This window comes from Mesorhizobium muleiense (assembly GCF_900099905.1).
Classification (GTDB): domain Bacteria; phylum Pseudomonadota; class Alphaproteobacteria; order Rhizobiales; family Rhizobiaceae; genus Mesorhizobium; species Mesorhizobium muleiense.
The window spans coordinates 37,295-57,975 of the sequence record NZ_FNEE01000024.1 but is presented as its reverse complement, the minus strand read 5'-3'; the positions used below and the strand labels follow the sequence as shown (position 1 = coordinate 57,975).

General features: G+C 62.4%; 18 protein-coding genes and 2 pseudogenes. 17 read left to right on the top strand and 3 right to left on the bottom strand.

What is annotated here, in order from left to right; all coding sequences use genetic code 11:
* Positions 1 to 97: 97 nt before the first annotated feature.
* Positions 98 to 847: an SDR family NAD(P)-dependent oxidoreductase gene (locus tag BLT09_RS28000; RefSeq protein ID WP_091599344.1), complete on the bottom strand. Its 750-nt coding sequence runs from the start codon at positions 845 to 847 to the stop codon at positions 98 to 100.
* Positions 848 to 944: 97 nt separating this feature from the next.
* Here BLT09_RS28000 and BLT09_RS27995 point away from each other — a divergent pair, with 97 nt between their 5' ends.
* Positions 945 to 1,838 (top strand): LysR family transcriptional regulator, encoded by an 894-nt coding sequence (locus tag BLT09_RS27995; RefSeq protein ID WP_091599342.1) that lies wholly within the window; start codon positions 945 to 947, stop codon positions 1,836 to 1,838.
* 130 nt (positions 1,839 to 1,968) lie between these two features.
* Here BLT09_RS27995 and BLT09_RS27990 read toward each other — a convergent pair whose 3' ends face one another.
* The gene (locus BLT09_RS27990; protein WP_091599415.1) at positions 1,969 to 2,400 is read right to left on the bottom strand and encodes a VOC family protein; all 432 of its coding nucleotides are present in this window, start codon (positions 2,398 to 2,400) and stop codon (positions 1,969 to 1,971) included.
* Between the two features lie 203 nt (positions 2,401 to 2,603).
* Here BLT09_RS27990 and BLT09_RS27985 point away from each other — a divergent pair, with 203 nt between their 5' ends.
* The 13 genes and pseudogenes from BLT09_RS27985 to BLT09_RS35255 all read left to right on the top strand — a co-directional run.
* Positions 2,604 to 3,899, top strand: a complete 1,296-nt coding sequence (locus BLT09_RS27985) for an MFS transporter (protein ID WP_091599339.1) — start codon at positions 2,604 to 2,606, stop codon at positions 3,897 to 3,899.
* 269 nt (positions 3,900 to 4,168) lie between these two features.
* Positions 4,169 to 5,143 carry a UDP-glucuronic acid decarboxylase family protein gene (locus BLT09_RS27980; RefSeq protein ID WP_091599336.1) on the top strand — a complete coding sequence of 325 codons (975 nt, stop codon included), beginning with the start codon at positions 4,169 to 4,171 and terminating at the stop codon, positions 5,141 to 5,143.
* Entirely contained in the window at positions 5,140 to 6,114 is a 975-nt protein-coding gene (gene galE, locus BLT09_RS27975; protein ID WP_091599333.1) for a UDP-glucose 4-epimerase GalE, read from the top strand. Before BLT09_RS27980 ends, galE begins: the two co-directional genes overlap by 4 nt.
* Positions 6,115 to 6,238: 124 nt before the next feature.
* Positions 6,239 to 6,430 (top strand): hypothetical protein, encoded by a 192-nt coding sequence (locus BLT09_RS34505; RefSeq protein ID WP_167366559.1) that lies wholly within the window; start codon positions 6,239 to 6,241, stop codon positions 6,428 to 6,430.
* A gap of 466 nt (positions 6,431 to 6,896) precedes the next feature.
* A complete protein-coding gene (locus tag BLT09_RS27965; RefSeq protein WP_091599330.1) occupies positions 6,897 to 7,763 on the top strand; it encodes a class I SAM-dependent methyltransferase in 867 nt (288 codons plus the stop codon).
* A gap of 48 nt (positions 7,764 to 7,811) precedes the next feature.
* Positions 7,812 to 9,044, top strand: a complete 1,233-nt coding sequence (locus BLT09_RS27960) for a radical SAM/SPASM domain-containing protein (protein WP_091599327.1) — start codon at positions 7,812 to 7,814, stop codon at positions 9,042 to 9,044.
* Positions 9,022 to 10,923 carry an ABC transporter ATP-binding protein gene (locus BLT09_RS27955; RefSeq protein WP_139172698.1) on the top strand — a complete coding sequence of 634 codons (1,902 nt, stop codon included), beginning with the start codon at positions 9,022 to 9,024 and terminating at the stop codon, positions 10,921 to 10,923. The genes BLT09_RS27960 and BLT09_RS27955 overlap by 23 nt, the downstream gene beginning before the upstream one ends.
* Positions 10,920 to 11,780, top strand: a complete 861-nt coding sequence (locus BLT09_RS27950) for a Stf0 family sulfotransferase (protein ID WP_091599321.1) — start codon at positions 10,920 to 10,922, stop codon at positions 11,778 to 11,780. Before BLT09_RS27955 ends, BLT09_RS27950 begins: the two co-directional genes overlap by 4 nt.
* 19 nt (positions 11,781 to 11,799) lie before the next feature.
* On the top strand, positions 11,800 to 12,687 hold the full coding sequence (locus BLT09_RS27945; RefSeq protein WP_091599318.1) for a DUF6473 family protein: 888 nt from the start codon (positions 11,800 to 11,802) through the stop codon (positions 12,685 to 12,687).
* Positions 12,684 to 14,855: a glycosyltransferase gene (locus BLT09_RS27940; protein ID WP_091599314.1), complete on the top strand. Its 2,172-nt coding sequence runs from the start codon at positions 12,684 to 12,686 to the stop codon at positions 14,853 to 14,855. Before BLT09_RS27945 ends, BLT09_RS27940 begins: the two co-directional genes overlap by 4 nt.
* 17 nt (positions 14,856 to 14,872) lie before the next feature.
* Positions 14,873 to 15,829, top strand: a complete 957-nt coding sequence (locus BLT09_RS27935) for a glycosyltransferase family 2 protein (RefSeq protein WP_091599311.1) — start codon at positions 14,873 to 14,875, stop codon at positions 15,827 to 15,829.
* The gene (locus BLT09_RS27930) at positions 15,816 to 16,898 is read left to right on the top strand and encodes a glycosyltransferase family 4 protein (RefSeq protein ID WP_167366558.1); all 1,083 of its coding nucleotides are present in this window, start codon (positions 15,816 to 15,818) and stop codon (positions 16,896 to 16,898) included. Before BLT09_RS27935 ends, BLT09_RS27930 begins: the two co-directional genes overlap by 14 nt.
* Positions 16,888 to 17,019, top strand: a pseudogene (locus tag BLT09_RS35255) (PglZ domain-containing protein); the annotation flags it as partial. The gene BLT09_RS27930 and the pseudogene BLT09_RS35255, both read left to right, overlap by 11 nt.
* On the opposite strand, the gene BLT09_RS33965 reads toward BLT09_RS35255, so the two are convergent.
* On the bottom strand, positions 17,019 to 17,273 hold the full coding sequence (locus BLT09_RS33965) for a hypothetical protein (RefSeq protein ID WP_208602555.1): 255 nt from the start codon (positions 17,271 to 17,273) through the stop codon (positions 17,019 to 17,021). The pseudogene BLT09_RS35255 and the gene BLT09_RS33965 sit on opposite strands and share 1 nt — an antisense overlap.
* Positions 17,274 to 17,552: 279 nt before the next feature.
* Between BLT09_RS33965 and BLT09_RS27920 the strand changes: the two are divergent.
* The 3 genes and pseudogenes from BLT09_RS27920 to BLT09_RS27910 form a co-directional block, all read left to right on the top strand.
* Positions 17,553 to 17,789: pseudogene (locus BLT09_RS27920) on the top strand (MFS transporter); the annotation flags it as partial.
* Between the two features lie 576 nt (positions 17,790 to 18,365).
* Positions 18,366 to 19,562: an acyltransferase family protein gene (locus BLT09_RS27915; protein ID WP_091599302.1), complete on the top strand. Its 1,197-nt coding sequence runs from the start codon at positions 18,366 to 18,368 to the stop codon at positions 19,560 to 19,562.
* A 2-nt stretch (positions 19,563 to 19,564) separates the two neighbouring features.
* Complete coding sequence (locus BLT09_RS27910) at positions 19,565 to 20,668, top strand: glycosyltransferase family 2 protein (protein ID WP_091599299.1); 1,104 nt, start codon at positions 19,565 to 19,567, stop codon at positions 20,666 to 20,668.
* Positions 20,669 to 20,681 lie beyond the last annotated feature (13 nt).

The following is a 20,681-nucleotide window of genomic DNA, read 5'->3' as shown; positions in this document are numbered from 1 at the left end:
ATAGGGCTCAGATCGCTCTCGTCATCGATTGCAGGGTTTTATCGACGTCACGCTGCGTGGGATGGTCCGTGAAACGGCAGGTCCGCGCGCTCTATGCCTATCTCCAACCGCCCGAGGCGGTGATGCGCTCGCCGGTCAGCCAGGATGCGTCGTCGGAGGCGAGGAACACCGCGATGCGGGCGATGTCGTCGGGCTGGCCGAAGCGGCCGAGCGGGGTCATGGCGATGACCTGCTTCTCGAACTCGCTGCCGACGATGCCGATCCGCTGCAGGCCTTCGGTGTCGACGCCGCCGGGCGCGATGGCGTTGACGCGGATGTTGCGGGCGCCCAGTTCTCTCGACATGGAGAGCGTGATCGAATCCACTGCCCCCTTGGTGGCGGCGTAGACCAGTGAGTTCGGCTGCGGGTTGAGGCTGGCGACCGAGCTTATGTTGATGACGCTGCCGCCTCCGGCGCCGAAATGGTTCACCGCTTCCCGGATGGTCAGGATGGTGCCCAGCACATTGGTGTCGAACTCCCGGTGGAATTCGGCCTCAGTCACCGCTTCCAGCGGCTCGAATGCGAAGACGCCGGCGTTGTTAACCAGGATGTCCACCGCGCCGAACGACGATTTGGCGGCCTCGAACAGGCGGCGCACGTCGGCCGCTTGCGACACGTCGCCGTGGACGGCAACGGCCCGGCCGCCTGCGTCCTTGATCTCGGCAACGACGCGGTCCGCACCTTCCCGGGACGATGCATAGTTGACGACCACCGCGGCACCGGCCGCCGCAAGACCCTTGGCGATGCCGGCGCCGATACCCTTGGAGGCGCCGGTGACGATGGCGACCTTACCGTTCAGCTTGCTCATCAAATCTCTCCTTTGTCGATGATGAGCGGTATTTAATGGTGATCGGATAGCGTATTAGGATTACCTCGATCGGTTCTTTCGTGCCTGGAATTCTTGAATGACCACCATCCTCGAAAAGACCGCCGGTCTCGTCGCCTTCGTGCGCACGGTCGATGCCGGCTCGTTCCATGCCGCCAGCCGGCTGGTCGGCTCCAGCCCGTCGGCGGTGTCGAAGAGCGTGGCGCGGCTCGAGCGGCGCCTGGGCGTGCGGCTGATCCAGCGCTCGACGCGCCGGCTGGCACTGACCAGCGAAGGCCTCGCCTATTACGAGCGAGTCGCGCCTTTGCTGAGAGCGCTCGATGATGCCGAGGACACCGTTCAGATGGCCGATACGGCACGCGGCCTGCTGCGCGTCACGGCATCCGTCGAACTTGGGCGCGGCCTGATCGCCGCATGGGCGCAAGCGTTCCTGGCTCAACACGACGAGGTGAAGCTCGAGCTCAGCGTCACCGACCGCCACGCCGACCTGATCCGCGAAGGCTATGACGTTGCGGTGCGCATGGGGGCGCTCTCGGACACCGCGCTCATCGCACGCAAGATCGCCAATCTGCCGATCGTGCTGGTGGCATCGCCGACCTACGTCGAACGGCGCGGCCGGCCGGCCTCGATCGAGGATTTGCAAAGCCACGACTTCGTCCGTTACCAGATGGCCGGCCGACCTTATCCCGTCACATTGGCCGACGGCACGGTAATCGTGCCGAATGGGCGGCTCGATACCGACGACGGCGGCGCCATCCGGCAAGCGGCGCTTGCCGGAGCCGGCATCGCGCATCTGATGCAGTTTGCCGTGCAGGACGATCTCGACGCCAGCCGTCTGGTCCGCATTCTGCCCGCGGTGGCGATGCCGACCATGCCGGTGCACATTGTCCATGCGTATGGGCGACAGCTACCGGTCCGCGCCCGGCTGTTCGCCGACTTCCTGGCGAACCAGATGGCGGCGCTGACGCGATAGGGCGGGCGCTCTGTGGCAAAGACAGCGGCGCTTCGTCGATGGCCATGCGGTAGCCTTTGAGCGTCGCTGCGTTGAAGTTGAATATCAAGTGCTGGCGCGGCGCGACGTAACGAGAATACCTGTCAGCGAGCTAGAACGTAATCTTCACCGAAGCGGCGCTGCGGTTGGCCGGCCCGTGAAAGACGGCCTCTATGTTGTTGCCGTCGGGATCGAGCAGGAAGGCGGCATAGTAGCCGGGATGGTAGTGCTGCCGCTCACCCGGCGCGCCGTTGTCCGCGCCGCCGGCGTCGAGGCCGGCTCTGTAGAAGGCGTCGACCATCGCGCGGTCACTGGCCTGGAAGGCAAGGTGGTGGCGCCCCGTCAGTTGCCCGCTGGCCGCCCGGCTGTCGATGCTGGAGACGAACAGCTCGTCGGCCCAGAAATAATCCTCGGCGCTGCCGCCGATCGGAATATCGAGCACCTTGAAAACCGCCTCGTAGAAGCGGCGGCTGGCCTTGAGATCCCTGACCACCAGCTGGACGTGGTCGATGAGACGGCCGCGATGAAGTTCCATGCCTGACAGCTCCTGATCGCCAGGTTGGAAATCTAGCTCAGGACGGTGCACGGTCAATGCAATGGAGCAATTGAATGGCGCGATTTCCTGACTGGATAAAAAATGCAACCGGATTGTAGGATTCGAAATGTCGTCATCGTCCTTCGGACGCAAGCGGTGTGACGAAGCTTGAAAGAAGTCGCGCCGTGTCCAAACGATCTCGGGAGAAAAGTATGAGCCTTTCCTATCGTTGGGTCATCGTCGCGGCAGGTGCTGTGATGACCTGTGTCGCCCTCGGGGCGATGTTCTCGCTGGCGATCTTCCTCGAACCGATGGCGCTCGACACAGATTGGTCGCGCGCCGGCATATCGAGCGCTATGACGCTGAACTTCCTGGTAATGGGCCTCGGCGGCTTCGCCTGGGGCGCCATTTACGATCGCTACGGCGCCCGCATCGTGGTGATGACAGGAGCGTTGCTGCTCGGGCTGGCGCTGGTGCTGGCCAGCCGCACCGGCTCGCTGCTTGTCTTCCAGATCACCTATGGCGTGCTCGTCGGCCTCGCGGCAAGCGCCTTCTTCGCGCCGATGATCGCGCTGACCGCCGCTTGGTTCGACACCAATCGCAGCTTGGCCGTTTCCCTGGTCTCGGCGGGCATGGGCGTGGCGCCGATGACGATCTCGCCCTTCGCGCAATGGCTGATCACGGCCTATGACTGGCGCACCGCCATGTTCGTCATCGGCGTCGCGGCATGGGCGCTGCTGGTGCCGGCCGCATTGCTGGTGCGCCAGCCGCCCAAGCCTGCCGCTGAAGACGCCGCCGCCGATATTGCCGCCAACGATACCGGCATGTCGGTTCCACAGGCGCTGCGCTCGCCGCAATTCATCGTTTTGGCACTGACCTTCTTTGCCTGCTGCGCGGCGCATTCCGGACCGATCTTTCACATGGTCAGCTATGCCATGCTGTGCGGCATAGCCCCGATGGCGGCGGTCAGCATCTACAGCATCGAGGGCCTGGCGGGCTTAGGCGGCAGGCTTCTATACGGCGTGCTTGCCGACCGGCTGGGGGTCAAGCCGGTGCTGATTACCGGTCTGGCGATACAGTCCGTGGTCATCGCAGCCTATCTTGCGGTCAGCGAGCTTGGTCAATTCTACACGCTCGCCGTCATCTTCGGCGCCACCTATGGCGGCGTGATGCCGCTCTATGCGGTGCTGGCGCGCGAATATTTCGGCCAGCGCATCCTCGGCACGGTGTTTGGTGCCGTCACCATGCTGTCCAGCATCGGCATGGCCTTCGGCCCGCTCGCCGGCGGCATGGTGTTCGATGCCTATGCCAGCTATTCCTGGCTGTTCATCGGCTCGGCCCTTGTCGGGCTCGGCGCGGTGGCGGTGGCGATCGCCTTCCCGCGGCTGCCGCGCAGGGAGTTGCAACCGGCCCAGAATGGCGGAGAGAGGTTGCAGGGGGGTCGAAAGTGGACATCGCCTATGTCAGCTTTTGACCCCCAGTCGCGAGGTGTTCATCGGCAGCGATAGGAGCCGGGTCAAGACTGTGCAGGACCCATCTCCTTTATTATGATCATGATGCAACGCAGCGAATTCACGTCCAAATGTCGATTGCCGGTAGGCTGAGGTTCGGACGAAAACCGTCAAAGAGGCTTTTTCATGGATCGTGCGCCGCGCACTCACGTGACTATTTCAGGTCCGTTAACATTTTGTGTTTTCGGCGCAGCATTTTTTTCCTATCCTCGCCCTAGGGCTTTCCGCATTCGATTGCGTGAAGAACTGGCGTGAGGATCCCAAACATGCAGCAGGCAAAGCGAGTCTTGGTGACAGGGGGCGCAGGTTTTCTGGGATCGTTCCTGTGCGAGCGGTTGCTTGCTGAAGGCCACGAGGTTGTATGCGTCGACAATTTCTTCACAGGAAGTCGGAGAAACGTCTCGCATTTGCTCGACAACAGATCCTTTGAGATCATTCGGCACGACGTGACATTTCCGCTCTACGTAGAAGTTGATGAAATATACAACCTTGCCTGCCCGGCAAGCCCGGTTCACTATCAGTTCGATCCGGTCCAGACGACAAAGACCAACGTCCATGGGGCGATCAATATGCTGGGGCTCGCCAAGCGGGTTCGCGCAAAGATCCTTCAGGCGTCCACGTCTGAAGTCTACGGCGATCCCGAGATTCACCCGCAGACCGAGGACTATTGGGGCAGGGTAAACCCGATAGGTCCCCGTTCCTGTTACGACGAAGGCAAGCGGTGTGCCGAAACCCTGTTTTTCGACTATTGGCGGCAGAACAGGTTGCGGATCAAGGTAGCGCGCATCTTCAACACTTACGGTCCGAGGATGCGTCCGGACGACGGCCGCGTCATTTCCAACTTCATCGTGCAGGCACTGCAAAACAAGCCGATAACTGTGTACGGCACCGGCGAGCAGACACGCTCATTTTGCTACGTCGACGATCTCATCGACGGTCTGGTTCGCCTGATGAACACGGCCGACGATGTTACCGGCCCGATCAATCTCGGCAACCCGGTCGAATTCACGATGCTCGAACTCGCCAATCTCGTGATCGAACTTACCGGAAGCCGATCCGAGATCAGGTTTTTACCTTTGCCCGTCGATGACCCAAGGCAGCGACAGCCTGATATCGGATGTGCCTTGCGCGAGCTCAATTGGAAGCCAAGAATCGCATTGCGCGACGGTCTCGTCACGACCATTGCCTATTTCGATGACTTGGTCTCATCGGGATCCGCTCGGTCCGCTGCAGCCGAATGAAAACAGTCCTGGTCACTGGCGGGGCAGGGTATATCGGCTCACACTGTTGCAAGGCATTCGCCGAATCCGGCTGGTCGGTCATTGCGTATGACAACCTCTCGCGCGGCTGGCGCGACGCGGTCAAATGGGGACCGCTTGTCGAGAGCGATGTTTGCGACGGCGCAGCGGTGGCAGCAGCGCTGCACCAGTATCGGCCGGATGTGGTGGCGCATTTCGCCGCCTACGCCTATGTCGGCGAGTCCGTCGAGCGCCCGGAACTCTACTACCGAAACAACAGTTTTGGGACGCTGGTCTTGCTCGAGGAAATGCTGAAGGCCGGCGTCGATAAGCTGATCTTTTCGAGCACCTGCGCGTCTTACGGCATTCCCGTTCGTTCTCCAATCGACGAAACGCATCCGCAGTCGCCCATCAATCCCTATGGGTGGTCGAAATTCATCATAGAACGAATGGTGGACAATTTTTCCGACGCTCATGGCCTCAACGCGGTTGTGCTGCGGTATTTCAACGCGGCCGGATGTGATCCCGACGGCGATGTCGGTGAGCGGCATGAACCGGAAACCCATGTCATTCCGCTCGCTATCGAGGCGGCGATCAGGTCGGGCCGGGTTTTTACCATTAATGGCACCGACTTCGACACAAGGGACGGAACCGCGGTGCGGGACTATGTCCACGTCACCGATCTCGCCCGTGCTCACGTTCTGGCAGGGGAGAAGCTTCTGCGCGATCCGGGAGTCCATGTCTACAATCTCGGCACCGGAACCGGAACGACGGTGAACGAGTTGGTCGATGCGGTGAGCCGGGCTTCGGGGACACGCCTCCCCGTAGCCTACGGTCCGCGCAGGGCAGGTGACCCGCCTGCGCTTGTCGCCGCGGCCGGCAAGGCGGCCCGGGAACTCGGCTGGGTGCCTGAGCAATCCGGAATCGACCGGATCGTCCAAACGGCGCTGGCCTGGTATCGCCGCCGGTTGTGAGGATCTTTTTTGCGGAAGAGCCCAACCGCCTGGTCAACAAGCAATCGAGTGCGGCGGCGACTGCGGCAAGCGAGAGATTTTCCTCTATCCGTTTTCGCGATGCCCGACCCAGGCTTTCCCGCAAATGCAGATCGTCCTTGAGGCGCCTCAGGGCATGCGCGGCTTCGTCCGGGCGATCCTTTCGAACCATCAGGCCGCCCCAATCTTAGCCATTTGCCAAAATGTCGGGAAGCCCCTGTACGTCGGTGGCGACGATGGAAAACTGCAAGCCATCGGTGGGACCGGCATGCCTTCGATGCGGGATGTCGTGACGTAGGCATCCGCCGCCGAAAGCCAGTGTCGGATCAGCGACCGGTCCGTACTATAATCGGAAAGCCATCTCACATTCGGCAGTCCGGCCTCGCTCAAGAGCCTGGCAAATATACAGGCGAGATCGTCAACCTCACTTGGCCGTCTGGCCAGTAGTCGATCACCCAATCACCAATATAGCGGGCTGTCAGCGCGTCCTCGGCTGATCTCGCGGTTGTTCCTTGCACATCGCCATCCTTCCCGAACGCCGAGAGAGAATGGACGCGATGCCGCGCTAGATAGCGCAACCGGCCCAAGGAGCGTAAAATGTAACGAGTTGATATCACCCAAATGTGGTTGCCGTTCACGAATTGTTAATTGGAGCGCCAGCGGGTTGCAAACATTCGTCCCCTCAGATTACACTGCGGCATCAGTTGGGTTTAGTAAAAGGCTGCTTCGCAAAGCAAGTTTAGACGAGTTGCTGCAACTCCTTGATGTTCTACGAGGATCTGCACTATCAATCCAGGTTTGCGGCCGGATGGAGAACCTCCGCCTCTACTCTCGGTGGCGGGGGCTTGATTGCCACCGAACGGCTACGCATTTTCTTAAGTCGGGCGGAAGACAATACGGTCGTAGACAATACGGTCGTAGGAGGACTGGACCCTCAGATGGAAGGTGCGATCGAGACCCTCCTAGCGGACCGGCCGAGCTTCCACGCGTGGCCTGACGGGCGACCGGCCAACTGGTCGGTTGCGCCTGCCGTGCTGCGCTTCCTGGTCGAGCAGCTCGAGCCGGGGATGTCGACGTTGGAGACCGGAGCGGGCCAGACCACGGCCGCGTTCGTCATCGCCGGCACACACCATGTTGCTGTGACGCCCGATGCAGCACAGGCGGAAAGAATAGAAAAATATCTTGACGGACTTGGGATCGAACGCGACCTCAAATTCGTATTGGAGAGCTCGGATACCGCGTTGCCGGCGGGGAGGGGCATTCCCGATCGTTTGGATTTCGTCTTCATAGACGGAGCACACCGGTTTCCCTTTCCGATACTGGATTGGTATTATACCCAGGAGAGGGTTCCGGTCGGGGGTATGCTGGCGATTGACGACTTCATCATGCCGTCGGTGCGCATACTCTACGACTTCTTGCTGAGCGAAGACGATTGGGAGCTTGTCCAGGCGTTTCAGGTGACGGCGTTCTTTCGGCGGGTCGGGGCTAGGGAGAATCTCTGGGACTGGGCCGATCAAAAGATCAACAAACCACACCTCGATATGGTCAAAAAAAAAGCTGAGCGGGAGCGAAGATTGCAGAAGCAATCATTCCCGTTTATCACTTGGTTGCGATCTCGCGAGAAAGACTAGCAGGGTCATTTCTGAGACCCGCCTTCCTCGAAGATTGGTGGAGGCATCATGCTGGATAACCTTTTTCGCAAGGCGGCTAGCCTGATCGCCCCTGCCGATTTGGTGCCGCAGCAGGGTCGCATGCTGGATAACCTTTTTCGCAAGGCGGCTAGCCTGATCGCCCCCGCCGGTTTGGTGCCGCAGCGGGGTCGCCCGACAAATTCCGAGAGGCTGTTCTGCTCGCAGCCGTTCAAGCGCTTCGAGGTGCTCGGCGGGGGAGGCGAACGCGGCGACGTGTTCTTCTGCTGCCAGAGCTGGATCACACGCTCCATCGGCAACATGGCGGAAAAGCCGGTCGAGGAAGTCTGGAACAGCAAGGATGCCCAGGCGATACGGCGCTCGATCCTCGACAACTCGTTCCGATACTGCAAGACGCAGGCCTGCCCCTACCTGCAGCGCATCGATGGCCCCGTCCAGCGCATCGAGAACGTGACTGATCCGGAGCTGCTCGAGGTGATCTTGGAAGAGAAGGTAGTCCTTCCCTACGGGCCTAGCGACATCATTTGCTGCTTCGACCAGTCCTGCAATCTCTCGTGCCCCACCTGCCGCAATCAGATCATCATGGAGAATGATCACGCGGTTGCTATCGTGAACATCCAGGAGCGGCTCGAGACGCAAGCGCTCGCCGACGCGCGGCTCCTCTACATCACCGGATCCGGGGACCCCTTTGGCAGCCCCTTCTTCCGGCAGTGGCTGCAGACGATGGATCGCGCCCGGATGCCGAAGCTCGAGCGGATCCATCTTCACACGAACGGTCTGCTCTGGACGAAGCGCATCTGGGAGTCGATCCCGGCATCGACGCGGGAGCTGGTGCGGGGCGCTACGATTTCCATCGATGCGGCCAGGCCGGAGACCTACAAGGTCAACAGGCGAGGCGGCGATTTCAAGATTTTGCTGAACCGTTTGGAAATGATCGGGGGACTACGTGTGAACGGTCCGCTGGATCACCTCGAGTTCCACATGACCGTCCAAAGCAACAATTATCGCGAGATGCCGGATTTCCTCGCGCTCGGAAGGCGCTTCCATGCCGACCGGGTGAGCTTTCATCGCCTCCTGGATTGGGGGACCTTCACGACCGAGGAGTTCGCCGCCCGCGCGGTCCATTTCCCGGCCCATCCCGAGCACGAAGACTTCCTCGACATACTGACCGATCCGAGACTGGACGCGCCGGAGGTCTATTTGTCGAACCTGTCGGATCTCGCGCGTGAGGCGGCGCCGCGTGGCCGCAGCCATGTCGCATGACGTGTCGCAAGGACGGTCCGTTCGTGTGACATCGCTGTCGCCCGAGATACTCGGCACCCAGCGCGAGATCCGCAGTGTCCGGCATCTAGCGAACATGGCCGAGGGGCATTTCTGGTTCCTGCCGATCATGGCCGTGCTGGCCGTGCTTTCGTCGCTTTTCGAGGGCATCAGCCTTGCCCTTATCATTCCCCTGATCGACGCCCTGCAGGGGGGTGGCGGGGTCCAGTCGAAGGGTCCCGCCATCGACCTCGTCCTATGGGTCCTGAGTTTCGTGCCGGTATCTTCGCCGCTCATCGCGGCGCTGGTCGCTATTATCGGGGCACTGATCCTGAAGAACGCTATCAGCTACCTCAACGTGGCGGTCCTCTGCGTCTTCTACGGTCGGCTCAGTCATGCGCTCCGCATCGGCGTATTCCGGTCGATCCTGAATCGCCCCCTTGCCGAACTCGAGCGCGAGCGGGTTGGACGGTTCCTGAACGTCCTCACGACCGAGACGTGGCGTGCCACGGACGCGATCAACAGCCTGTTCACAATCGTCACCAGCACTTCCACGATAGTTGTCTTCCTGACCCTGCTCTTCCTCCTGTCCTGGCAACTCTCAGCCGTCGCTCTCGCCTGTACGGCCCTGATCCCGCCCCTGGTCCATCTTATCAACATGCGCGTGAAGCGGATGAGCCGCGTGGCCCTGGCCGCGAACGAGGCGCTGGCTCAACAGACCTGGTCGTCATTGAACGCGCTACGCACGATCCACATCTGCGGTCGTTCCGTGGCCGAAGTCCTCCGGTTCCAAAAGAGCTCGGATCTGGTGCGCCGCCGCTTTCTCAGGATGGCGCTGATCTCGGCCGGCACGGCCCCGGTCACCGAAGTTCTCGTATCGGCGGCGATCGCCGTGATCGCTGTTCTCGTCAGCAATACCGGCGTCGGGCTGGGCACGCTGGTCGGGTTCCTGGCGATCCTCCTGCGCCTGCAACCCAGGATCCTCGCGCTCGTTTCCGCGCAGGCCAATCTCCTTAGCCACCATGGGTCGGTGGTCGCCGTGGGTGAAGCGCTCGCGGCGAGCCGAGCGCCCTCCACACCTGACGGCGGGGCGCCATTCACCGCGTTGCGGGACGGCATTCAGGTGAGGGACCTCACGCTGCAGTATCCTGGAACAAGCCGTCCAGTCCTCTCCGACGTGTCCCTCACAGTCAAGCGGGGCACGATGGTGGCGATCGTCGGGCCCTCCGGATCGGGGAAATCTACGCTCCTCGACGTGCTTCTTGGATTCCAGCGTCCGACCCGGGGCGCCGTCCTGGTCGACGCGACACCGCTGTCGAAAATTGACCTGAAGAGCTGGCGGTCGCGAATCTCTGTCGTGGACCAGGATCCCTACGTCTTCGACGACACGATCGGTGCGAACATCCGGTTCGGCGCAGACGGGGTTTCGAACGCCGCCGTCATTGAGGCGGCGCGCCTCGCCCGCGCCGACGAGTTCATCAGGCATCTCCCTTCGGGCTACGACACGGTCGTCGGCGAACGGGGGACGCAGATCTCCGGCGGCCAGCGCCAGCGGATTGCGCTCGCCCGCGCGCTGGTCCGCGACCCCGAGATCCTGCTGCTGGACGAGGCCACCAATGCCCTCGACAGACGCACGGAAGACGAACTGCAGGTTTTCCTGAAGTCCTTTGCCCGCTCCCGGACTGTGATCTTCGTCTCCCACAGGATCGAATCCGTCCTCCATGCGGACCTGGTGGTCATGCTGGAGGACGGGCGCGTGGTGGAGAGTGGAACGCCAGGCTCGCTTATCGACAGCGCCGGTCCGTTCGCCAGCCTCTTCGCCGCGCAGCGCAGCGAGACGGTCCCGGAGGATATCCGGGGCGACCGGGAGGGGGCGGCATGAAGTGGCTTCGGCCTGCCGGGCTGCCGCAGCCGGCCCAGGACTGGCTGGACAGGGCCCTCCTCGATCTGCGGTCGATCGGTGGTCATCGCGACTATACGAAATTCGTCATCGTCGGCATCGCCCGGACGGGCTCCACGATGCTTCTGGAACTCCTCAACAGCAACAGTCAGGTCCTCGCGTTCGGCGAATTGTTCCGGACCCCCGAGGCGATCGGATGGGACATCCGCCCCTTCGGCGGATCCTACGATAGACGCTTTCTGTCCCGATACCGAACCGACCCGCAGGCCTTCATCGACGACGTCGTCTTCGGCCCCCGGCCGCGCGTCGTCCGTGCGGTCGGCTTCAAGCTGTTCTACTACCACGCGCAGGAAGCCCCGTTCTCTGACGCATGGAAGCTGATTGTCGGCGACGGGAAGATCAGGATCATTCACCTGATGCGCAGGAACATTCTCGCGCAGTTCGTTTCGCTGAAATTGGCGCACAAGACTCAGGTATGGTCGGCGACCAGGAAAACAGCCGGGACGGTCGACCCTATCCGGCTGGATTCGGAGGAATGCCGGAAACACTTCGAGCAGGTCCGGCGCCACGAGCGGGAATGCGACGCGCTGTTCAGGGATCATCAAAAGCTCAACATCTACTATGAAGACTTGGTGCGGGCGCAGGAGGCGGAGATGGGGCGGACCTTGGATTTCCTCGAGGTCCGCGCCGAACCCGGATCGAGCACCAGGCTGGTGAGGCAGAGAACCGTCCCGCTTTCGGAGGCGATCACCAACTTCTCGGAGCTCCGCGCGGCGTTTCGGAATTCCGAATGGGGCGCGTTCTGCGAAGTCGACCCCGACGGGAACAAGATCATTTAGTGAGAGGACGCTCTGGGAAATGGCGGCGGAATACCAGGAGCCGGACTGGCGAGTCATCGACTACCAGACCTTTTGCCTCGATGAACGCCTCGTCGACCCGTCGACCCACCGCCCGCTCTGCATCCGGGGGCCGCGACCGGACGAACTGCGCAGAGGGGAATACGCGGTGTTCCTGGGAGCGGCGCAGACGTTCGGCCGGTTCTGTCAGAAGCCCTATCCCACACTGCTGGGCGAGCGGCTCGGGCTGCCCATCCTGAACATCAGCCACGGGGGAGCAGGGGCCCTGTATTTCTGCCTGATGAAGGACGCGCTGGCGAAATACCTCAACGAGGCCTGCTTCGTCGTCGTTCAGGCGATGTCCGCACGATCGGAGGGCAATTCGCTGTTCGAGAGCCAAGGGGTCGGACACTACCGCCGCCGCAGCGACGGGGTATTGATCGGCTGCGACGAAGCCTACGCAGACCTCCTGAAGACGCACTGGAAGTGGTACCTCAGGCGCATCGTTCAGGAGACACGGTCCAGCTGGTGTCACAGCTATGAAACCCTGTTCTCGCTTATAAAAGTTCCGAAGATACTGTTCTGGTTTTCAGAAAGAGAACCGGCTTACCGAGACGATTACCGCAACGTGCAACGGTTGTTCTCGAGTTACCCGCAACTGGTCAACGCCGATATGATCGCGACCATCAGACGCATGTGCGACGACTACGTCGCATGCGTCGGACCGCGGGGCCTGCCGCAGACTCTGTTCGACCGGTTCAGCGGCGAGAGGATAATGATCTCGGACCCTTGGACGTCTGCTCCCTGGCCGGAGAACTGGTATTACCCGAGCCCCGAGATGCACGAAGACGCAGCCGCCGCTCTCGAGCCAGTGTGCCGGCGGATTATCCGGTCGGGGCGCGCTGCATGAAGCACCTGATCGTGAGCCGGGAATTTCCCCCCGCCGCCTACGCGCCTGGCGGAATCGGCACCTATGTCGCGAATATTTCGAGACTGCTGGCCGAGCGCGGAGAGGTCGTCCATGTGATCGGCGAACGCTGGTCCGGGGCGCCTGCCCAGACGGAGGTCCGGTGCGACGGACGGCTGGTCATCCACCGGATCGGCGAAGACGACCTCCCAGCGGGCGTACGGGACCCGGACCGGCGCGGGCGGGAACTCAAGGGTCTGAAGAACAGCGATTTTCCATACCAGTGGTTCGCCTGGCATGCAGCCCTGCTTGCGGAGCAACTGATCGACGACGAAGGAATCGACGTAGTCGAGGGACAGGAATGGGAGGCACCCGTCTACTATCTCATGCTGCGCCGCGCGCTCGGAATGGGGTCGAAGAAGGCGCCTCCCTGCATCGTCCATCTGCACTCCGCGACGCAATTCATCCAGTACTACAACGGCGTGCCGTCCACGCCCTGCAACACTCTGATGAAGCGCATGGAGGAGTACTGCGTCCGTGCCGCGGACGGCCTCCTCTGTCCGAGCCGGACCTATGCCGACCAGTGCGCCCGAGCCTTCGATGTCCCGCGGAACGCGATCGAGGTCATTCCGCTTCCGGTCGGATCAGTCGAGCCTCTTCCGCGGGAGCCCGCGGTCTGGACGTCAGGCTCGATCTGCTTCATCGGGCGGCTTGAGCCTCGCAAGGGAATCGTCGAATGGGTCCAGGCGGCCGCAAGGGTGGCCCGCGAGGATCGTGACGTGCGCTTCGACTTTGTCGGCGCAGACACGTTCAATCTCCAGGCGACGCTCACGAGGCGTCTCGATCGCGCCGATCGGACTCGATTCCGGTTCCACGGATCGAAGCCCCGGGAGGAGCTCAAGCGCCATCTGGCCGCGGCGCGATCGGCGGTCGTCCCATCCCGGTGGGAAAACTTCCCGAACGTGTGCGTGGAGGCCATGGGGTCGGGGCTGCCCGTGATCGCCACGCGGTTCGGCGGGATGGTCGAAATGATCGAGGACGGCCGCAGCGGCTGGCTTGCCCGCGACACCGGGGTGACGGGCATGGTCGACTCGCTGGCGGAGGCTCTTCGCCGGTGCCTCGCGACACCGCCGGAAACCAAGGCCTCGATGGGACTGGCTGCTGCCGCGTCGGTCCGCGACCTTTGCGACAATGCGGCGACGGTCGAGCGTCATGTCCGATTCCGGTCTGATGTGGCGGCTCGGGGCGCACGAAAGTCGTGTGCCCTCGCACGTTCGCCGCTGCTTCCCGTGGCGGCTCGATCGCTGGCCGCGGAAGCGCGACCTGGGGGCCGGGCAGGAATCGTGGTCCGGACGTCCCATCTCATGGCGGCGCGAGACGTCGTTGCGTCGCTCGCCGCCCAGACGGCGATGGCGAGCGTGATCGTCCTCGTTTGCAGGGACGGATCCGGCCCGGCGAACAGCTGCCCGGATCACACCGAGGTCCTCGTCCTCGACAGGCCCGACCTCGACGGCGCATCGGCCTGGAATGCCGGATTCGAGGCAATCTGCGGGATCGGCGACCTAGGCTTCTGTCTGTTCCTCGACAGCCACGATCGATTGGAGCCGCGCTGTCTCGAAAGGATCCGCTTGGCCTTCGAGGCCCGGCCGGACGCGGCCATCCTCTCCGTCTGGACGTTGCAAGTGGGCAAGCGTGAGCAACTCCGCGCACCCCCGTGTCCCGAACCCGCCTATCAGCTCATCGGACCCGACCTGACCCCCGCCACAGCCTTTCGTGCCGGGGCTCTCGGTTCGGACCCGCCGTTCCGAACCGGAATGCCGAGGGGATACGATCTCTGGGATCTGGCCAACCGGCTGCTGCTGGACGGCTGGTCGGCGGCGACCCTGCCGGAAGCTCTCCATGAACGCACGATCCAGGACACCGACCTCGCCTGGCCGGGCGCGTCGGCGCTCCGGGCGATCCGTTCCGAACTCCTGTCGCGTTTTGCTGGACCAAACACCGCGATCGCCCTGGATATCATAGACAACCACGTGCCCTTGCCCTTGGCCGCGCCGTTCGGTTACGATCCGACGGCACTGCCGCGGTGGCAGAGGCGGCTTATTACCACCGTGCGGGACCCGGGGAAGGCGGTCCGCCGGATCTTATTCCGGGCACACCGGCTCAAGAGGTAGCCTGTCGAGGTTCGAACTTGGATACTGCGGTTCGCGCACCCGAAATCGGCTGGATTTCCGTGGTGATCTGCACCCGGAACCGGGCCGATCTCCTCCGGAAGGCGATCGCCAGCGTCGTCCGGCAGGATTTCCCGCGGTCCCTCTACGAAATCGTGGTGGTGGACAACGGGTCCACCGACCATACCCGCGAGGTGGTGTCGGAGTTCGAAGTCGACGACCGCGTCGTCTACATCCGCGAAGAACGGACCGGGCTCTGTGTCGCCCGCAACACCGGCTGGCGATCCTGCCGCGGGTCCTACGTCGCCTACTTTGACGACGACGCCATAGCCCAGCCAGGATGGCTTCTGGCCATCGGCGATGCGGTCGAGAGATGCGGACCGAACATGGGCGCGGTCGGCGGTCGGGTCGATCCGATGTGGGAGGGCGCTCGCCCGGAATGGCTGTCAGACGGGATCGCTGGCTCGCTCACCATCGTCGACTGGGGGCCGAGCGAGATGGTGATTGCCGACCTCGCGAGAGCGTGGCTTGTCGGCGCGAACATGGTCGTCCCGAAGGCGCTGCTCGAAAGCGTGGGAGGGTTCGACCCCCGTCTCGACCGCTATGGAAACAACCTCCTTTCGAGCGGCGACGTCTTTCTTCAGAAAAAGATCGCGGAGCGAGGCTACAGCGTCGTCTACGTGCCGAAGATCGCGATTTCGCACCTCGTGCCACTCTATCGTCTAGACCAGACATGGTTTCGGAGCCGCTTCTACTGGCAGGGGATCTCGGACGCGATGATGTACACGATCGAGCGTGCACCGAGCCGGCGCCAGCGGTACCGCGCCGCCCTCGGCCGGGCCCTGCGACTCATGCGTTCGCCGCGGCGCCTGCGGTCCCTCGTGCTTCCGACGACGGATCCCGACACGTTTGCCCTGAAGTGCTTCGCGCTTATTGACGTCGGCTTTATCCGGGGACTTCTCGGTGTCCGGCGCTGAACTCCCCATCCGGATCCGCTTCGAGCACACGCTCTATCCGCACTGGGGCCGATGGGCAGGATACGTCCAAGTTGCACAGCATTTCGACCGGGCGGCCTTCGCCGTGGGGCTGCATGGAACCCCGGACGACGACTCGGACGTTCCCGCCTGGCTTTCCCCGCTGAGGCCCGTCCTGAAGAGATGGTGCCGCCGGTCGGGGATGCGCTGGTACAAGGTGAGCGACCTGACCGCCGAAGCGAGGATCTTCGGCGAGTGCATCCGAGGCTCCTGGGACATAGTGCACTTGCTGGACGGGGAGCATTCCGGGCGGTACCTGCCCGGTCTCCTGAAGCTCGGGGGACGGTCGTCTCTGCCGGTCATCGCGACCTTCCACCAGCCGCCCGAGGTCGCCGAGGCGATTCTCGACGGCGAGTTGCTCCGACGGCTGGACCACTTGATCATAGTCTCACCGACCCAGGCGGAGTTCTTCGGCCAGTTCGTTCCCGCCGAACGCCTGCACTTGGTGCTGCACGGCGTCGACACCTCCTTCTTCGCTCCGGGCGACAGGACACGGGCGAATGCTCGGCTGAAATGCTTGACCGTTGGGAACTGGCTCCGGGACTGGGATACCGTGAGGGCCGTCGCGACCGCTCTGCCCGAGATCGACTTCGAGGTCGTCACGGGCGCGAACCTCGGCCTCATGTCAGCGAACGTGACGATCCGCTCGGGTCTGGACGACGACCGATTGGCCTCCCTCTATCGATCCGCGGACGTCCTCTTCCTGCCTCTCCTGGGTGCAACGGCGAACAACGCGCTTCTGGAGGGCGTCGCAAGCGGCCTGCCCGTCGTTTCCTCGGACATCGCAGCGGTCCGAGCATACCTGCCCGGCACCGAGGCCATCCTAGTCTCACATGCCGACGACTTCGTCGCGGCCCTGCGCCTGCTGCAGGCGGACGAGGGCCTCCGGTCGGCAATGGCGGCGCAGGCACGGGTCCGCGCGGAGGAGTTGTCGTGGCCTAGGATCGCAAAGCTGCATCAGGCCATCTACGAGCGGGCGCTGGGGCGCCTGGCTCCTATCCATGAGGCGTGAGAATTGCGTCGTGATCTCCGATGCCACGCGATACGAGGTCGGGGAAGAGCTGCTCGGACGCATCCGAAACCTCGACCGCTACGACGCCGAGATCGAACCGGCGCTGGCGTCCCTTCCGACCTACACGCAGCTCGGCATGGCGTCACTGCTGCCGAACAAGGAAATCCGGATCGCCAGCTCTTGCGAGCCTGCGTGTAAGCAGGCGGATGTGGTAATGAACAGCGGCTTCCCGTCTTGCGGCTCCTTGAAGCGGCCCTGGATGAAGCGATCGGAAACCTGCACGTCGGCGATCTTGCCGTCGCGTAGGGTCTCAAACTGGCTGTAGGGAATCTGCGCGACGTGCTGCGTGGCAGTGTAGACATATTGGAAGATCATCAGCCCGACGAAGGCGACGATCCAGTCCAGATATTGAACTGCGTCTTCCTATTGCCCATGTCCATGGCGTCTCCTCCAGCGTCACGTCGATGCAGGTCGTCGAACCGCCATGGCACGCTGGGTGCCGCGGCCAGCCGGGAAGCCGACATCCCTCGCTCCAACAATTGGATTTGCCATTGGAGCCGCGACGATCGGCTTCGGAGCGCGCCTTGGGAGAACGTCGGGAAGTGCAAAGTGTTGCAAGGAGCGCTGCGAGGGAGCCTTGGGATTCGCAGTCGGCCGCGATATGCGGTGCTGGCGCGCGAATATTTCGGCCAGCGCATCCTCGGCACGGTGTTCGGTGCTATAACCATGCTGTCCAGCATCGGCATGGCCTTCGGCCCGCTCGCCGGCGGCATGGTGTTCTATGCCAGCTATTCCTGGCTGTTCATCGGCTCGGCCCTTGTCGGGCTCGGCGCGGTGGCGGTGGCGATCGCCTTCCCGCGGCTGCCGCGCAGAGAATTGCAACCGGCGTAGGGTTGGCGAAGGAGCACGCAGGGGTCGAAAGTGGACATCGGCTATGCCGGCTTTTGACCCCCCAGTTACGAGGCTTCCATCGCCCACGATGGGAGTTGTGCTCTGCGAGTTCAGGTCTGTGCAGGACCCCAACTTGTGTTCGATCATGCTGCAATGCGGCACGGTCGTGCCAATCATGAAGTGTGAATAGGTCCGAGCTTCGGTCAAGAACTGTCAAAATTAGCCAGATTCAGGCGATTTTCGCGCATTTTTCAGGCCATGCCTCACGCGACTATTTCAAACGCATTAACATTTTGTGTTGCGACGCAGCATTTTTTTCCTATCGTCGCGCTGGGGCATTCGATGGCGTGAGAGACTCCGTGGTGTTGAGGCAATCTGCAATCTGGTGGGCACATTGGCGGGGGATGGCGCAGAGCCATTTGGTCGCTCCGCCCGAACCTCCGCAGCCCGCGCGAGACGCAGCGCTTTGAGCGAAAACGATCAGCCGCATTGCGGAGGCGCCGCCGTCCGCAGGGTGAGCTGCGGCGACCCGCGGCAACGATGTCATCGGAGACATCTAACTGGCGGAAGCCGCTGATGAGACGCGACACGCAATTGGACGCGCTGAGGGCCATCGCCGTGACGATGGTGATGTATTCGCATTTCTTTGCGGCGGGAGGGTCCTCCTTCTGGGGCCACATCGGCGTGCGATTGTTCTTCGTGTTGAGCGGCTTTCTGATCACGCGGCTTCTTCTGGACGCGCGCGCGTCCGCTGAATTCGAAACCGCGCCCGCACTCAAATCCTTCTACATCAGGCGGGCGCTGCGTATATTCCCTCCCTACTTTGCCGTGTTGGCTCTCGTTTGGCTGGTCGACCTGGAGCAGTCGAGGGGATCGCTGGTCTGGCATGCGCTTTATCTGTCGAATTTCTGGTTCGCACTGCGCAACGAATGGATGCCTTGGGTGCTCGCCCATCTTTGGAGCCTGAGCATCGAGGAGCAGTTCTATATCGTCTGGCCATTGATCGTCTTGCTGGCGCCGCTCCGGCGCCTCCAGTCGATCTGTATCGGCGTCATCCTGCTGTCGTTGTCGTATCGCTTTTATTGGCCGATCACCGGAAGTCCCGACCTCGCGCGCGACCTGCTTCCGCCGGCATCGATGGACGCGCTGGCGTCAGGTGCGTTGCTTGCAATCTACCGAACCAGAACCGCCGTCTTGCCTCAGTGGTTGCGATTTGGCTGGCCGGCGCTCGTGGCCGCCTTTTTCGTCCTGCAGTGGTTTGCTCCGACGCCGGCAAATTCCGTGCAGGAATGGGGCCGCTGGCTGCTCCTGGAAGTCCTGCCTCTCGCGCCGCTGGTCGTGGTCGTTGCGAGCTGTTCCTCCGGCATTGACGGTTATCGGGGGAAGTTTGTCAACCTGCCACCGCTGCTGGCGCTCGGCCGCATCAGCTACGGGGTTTATCTCTACCATCCCATCGTCCTGTCGCTCGCGGTCATGTCCCAGCCCTGGATCCCGCTCAACGTCTCTGAGCAAGGGCCGGGGCGATTCCTGGTTGCGGGAGCGGCGACCATCATCGTGGCTTCGGTCTCATGGCTGCTTTTCGAAAAGCCGCTCAACAGCCTCAAGCGCTACTTCCCCTATGTTGCTCCAGGAGTTGGCGCCGTCATTCTGGCAGGTGTCAAAACGGATGACGCCGGGTGGCTTGGAAGGACAACAGGAGCTTATTTCAGCGGCCCGCTCGATGGCCGCAAAGCATCCCTGGCACGCGACCTCCCGCGAACGGATCGGAGCTGACCATGGCTGCTCCCTTGGTGTCCGTTCTGCTGCCGATCTATAATGCCGGACCTTATCTGGCTGCCGCGCTCGCCAGCATCCTGAGGCAGGATTACGATCGCCTGGAGATCATCGCGACCGATGACGGATCGACGGATAATTCCCTGAAGATCCTGGAGAATTTCCGCAAATCTGACAACCGCATCTCCATCGTCTCACGCGAAAACCGAGGCCTCATCGCAACCCTGAATGAAGGGCTGGCGGTGGCTCGGGGTGATCTGGTCGCCAGGATGGACGCCGACGATATCGCCTATCCCTGGCGCCTATCGCGTCAGGTCGCACTCTTCAACCGGCGGCCCGACCTCGCCCTGTGCGGCGCAGGTGTCGATTTCCTGCTTGGCAACCGCATCGTCAAAGGCCTGCCTGATCCAGCTCTTCAGGAAAATATCCTGGGCATATTGTCAATGTTCTTCACGATATTCATGCATCCTACAGTAGTTTTTAATAGGAACGCCATAAAGGACGGCGATCTATATTACGACGAGAGCTATACCCATGCCGAAGATTTCGATCTCTTCAGACGGCTTACCGACCGTTACCCGGCGGCTATGATCCCCGAAAACCTGATCGCCTATCGTATCCATGGCGACAGCGTGACGAACCGGCACAAGCGGGAGATGCGAAGGACGCATTTGAAGATCGTGGCCGAAACCCTTGAGCGGGAAGGCCTCGCGCCAAACGCGCGGGACCTCCGCGACATCGGTGATGCTGCCTCAATGGACACGGTCCGCCGTGCCGCCGATTGGATGCTTGCGCTGAAGGAGAGGATTTCCGGACTGCCGGCGGAAACGAGGCCGAGCTATGAGGCCGGCACGCTGAACCTGTTCTATTTCCTCTACCAACTCATAGGCGATGAGATGCAACCGCTGTTGACGCATGAGTTCCTGACGCGGACTGCCAATTGGGACCGCATTCGGCGTCGCGAGCGGTACGCATTGCGTGCCGGCGCCTACGCGCCGCGGTTCAGTCTCGTCTCGATGTCGGCGACCAGGCAGGTAGACGCCTTGTCGCGGTACTTGCAATCCGTGCCGGCCGCGGCGGTTCTGCCTTCCCTTGGGTCGAGCTAGAATGACAGTCAAA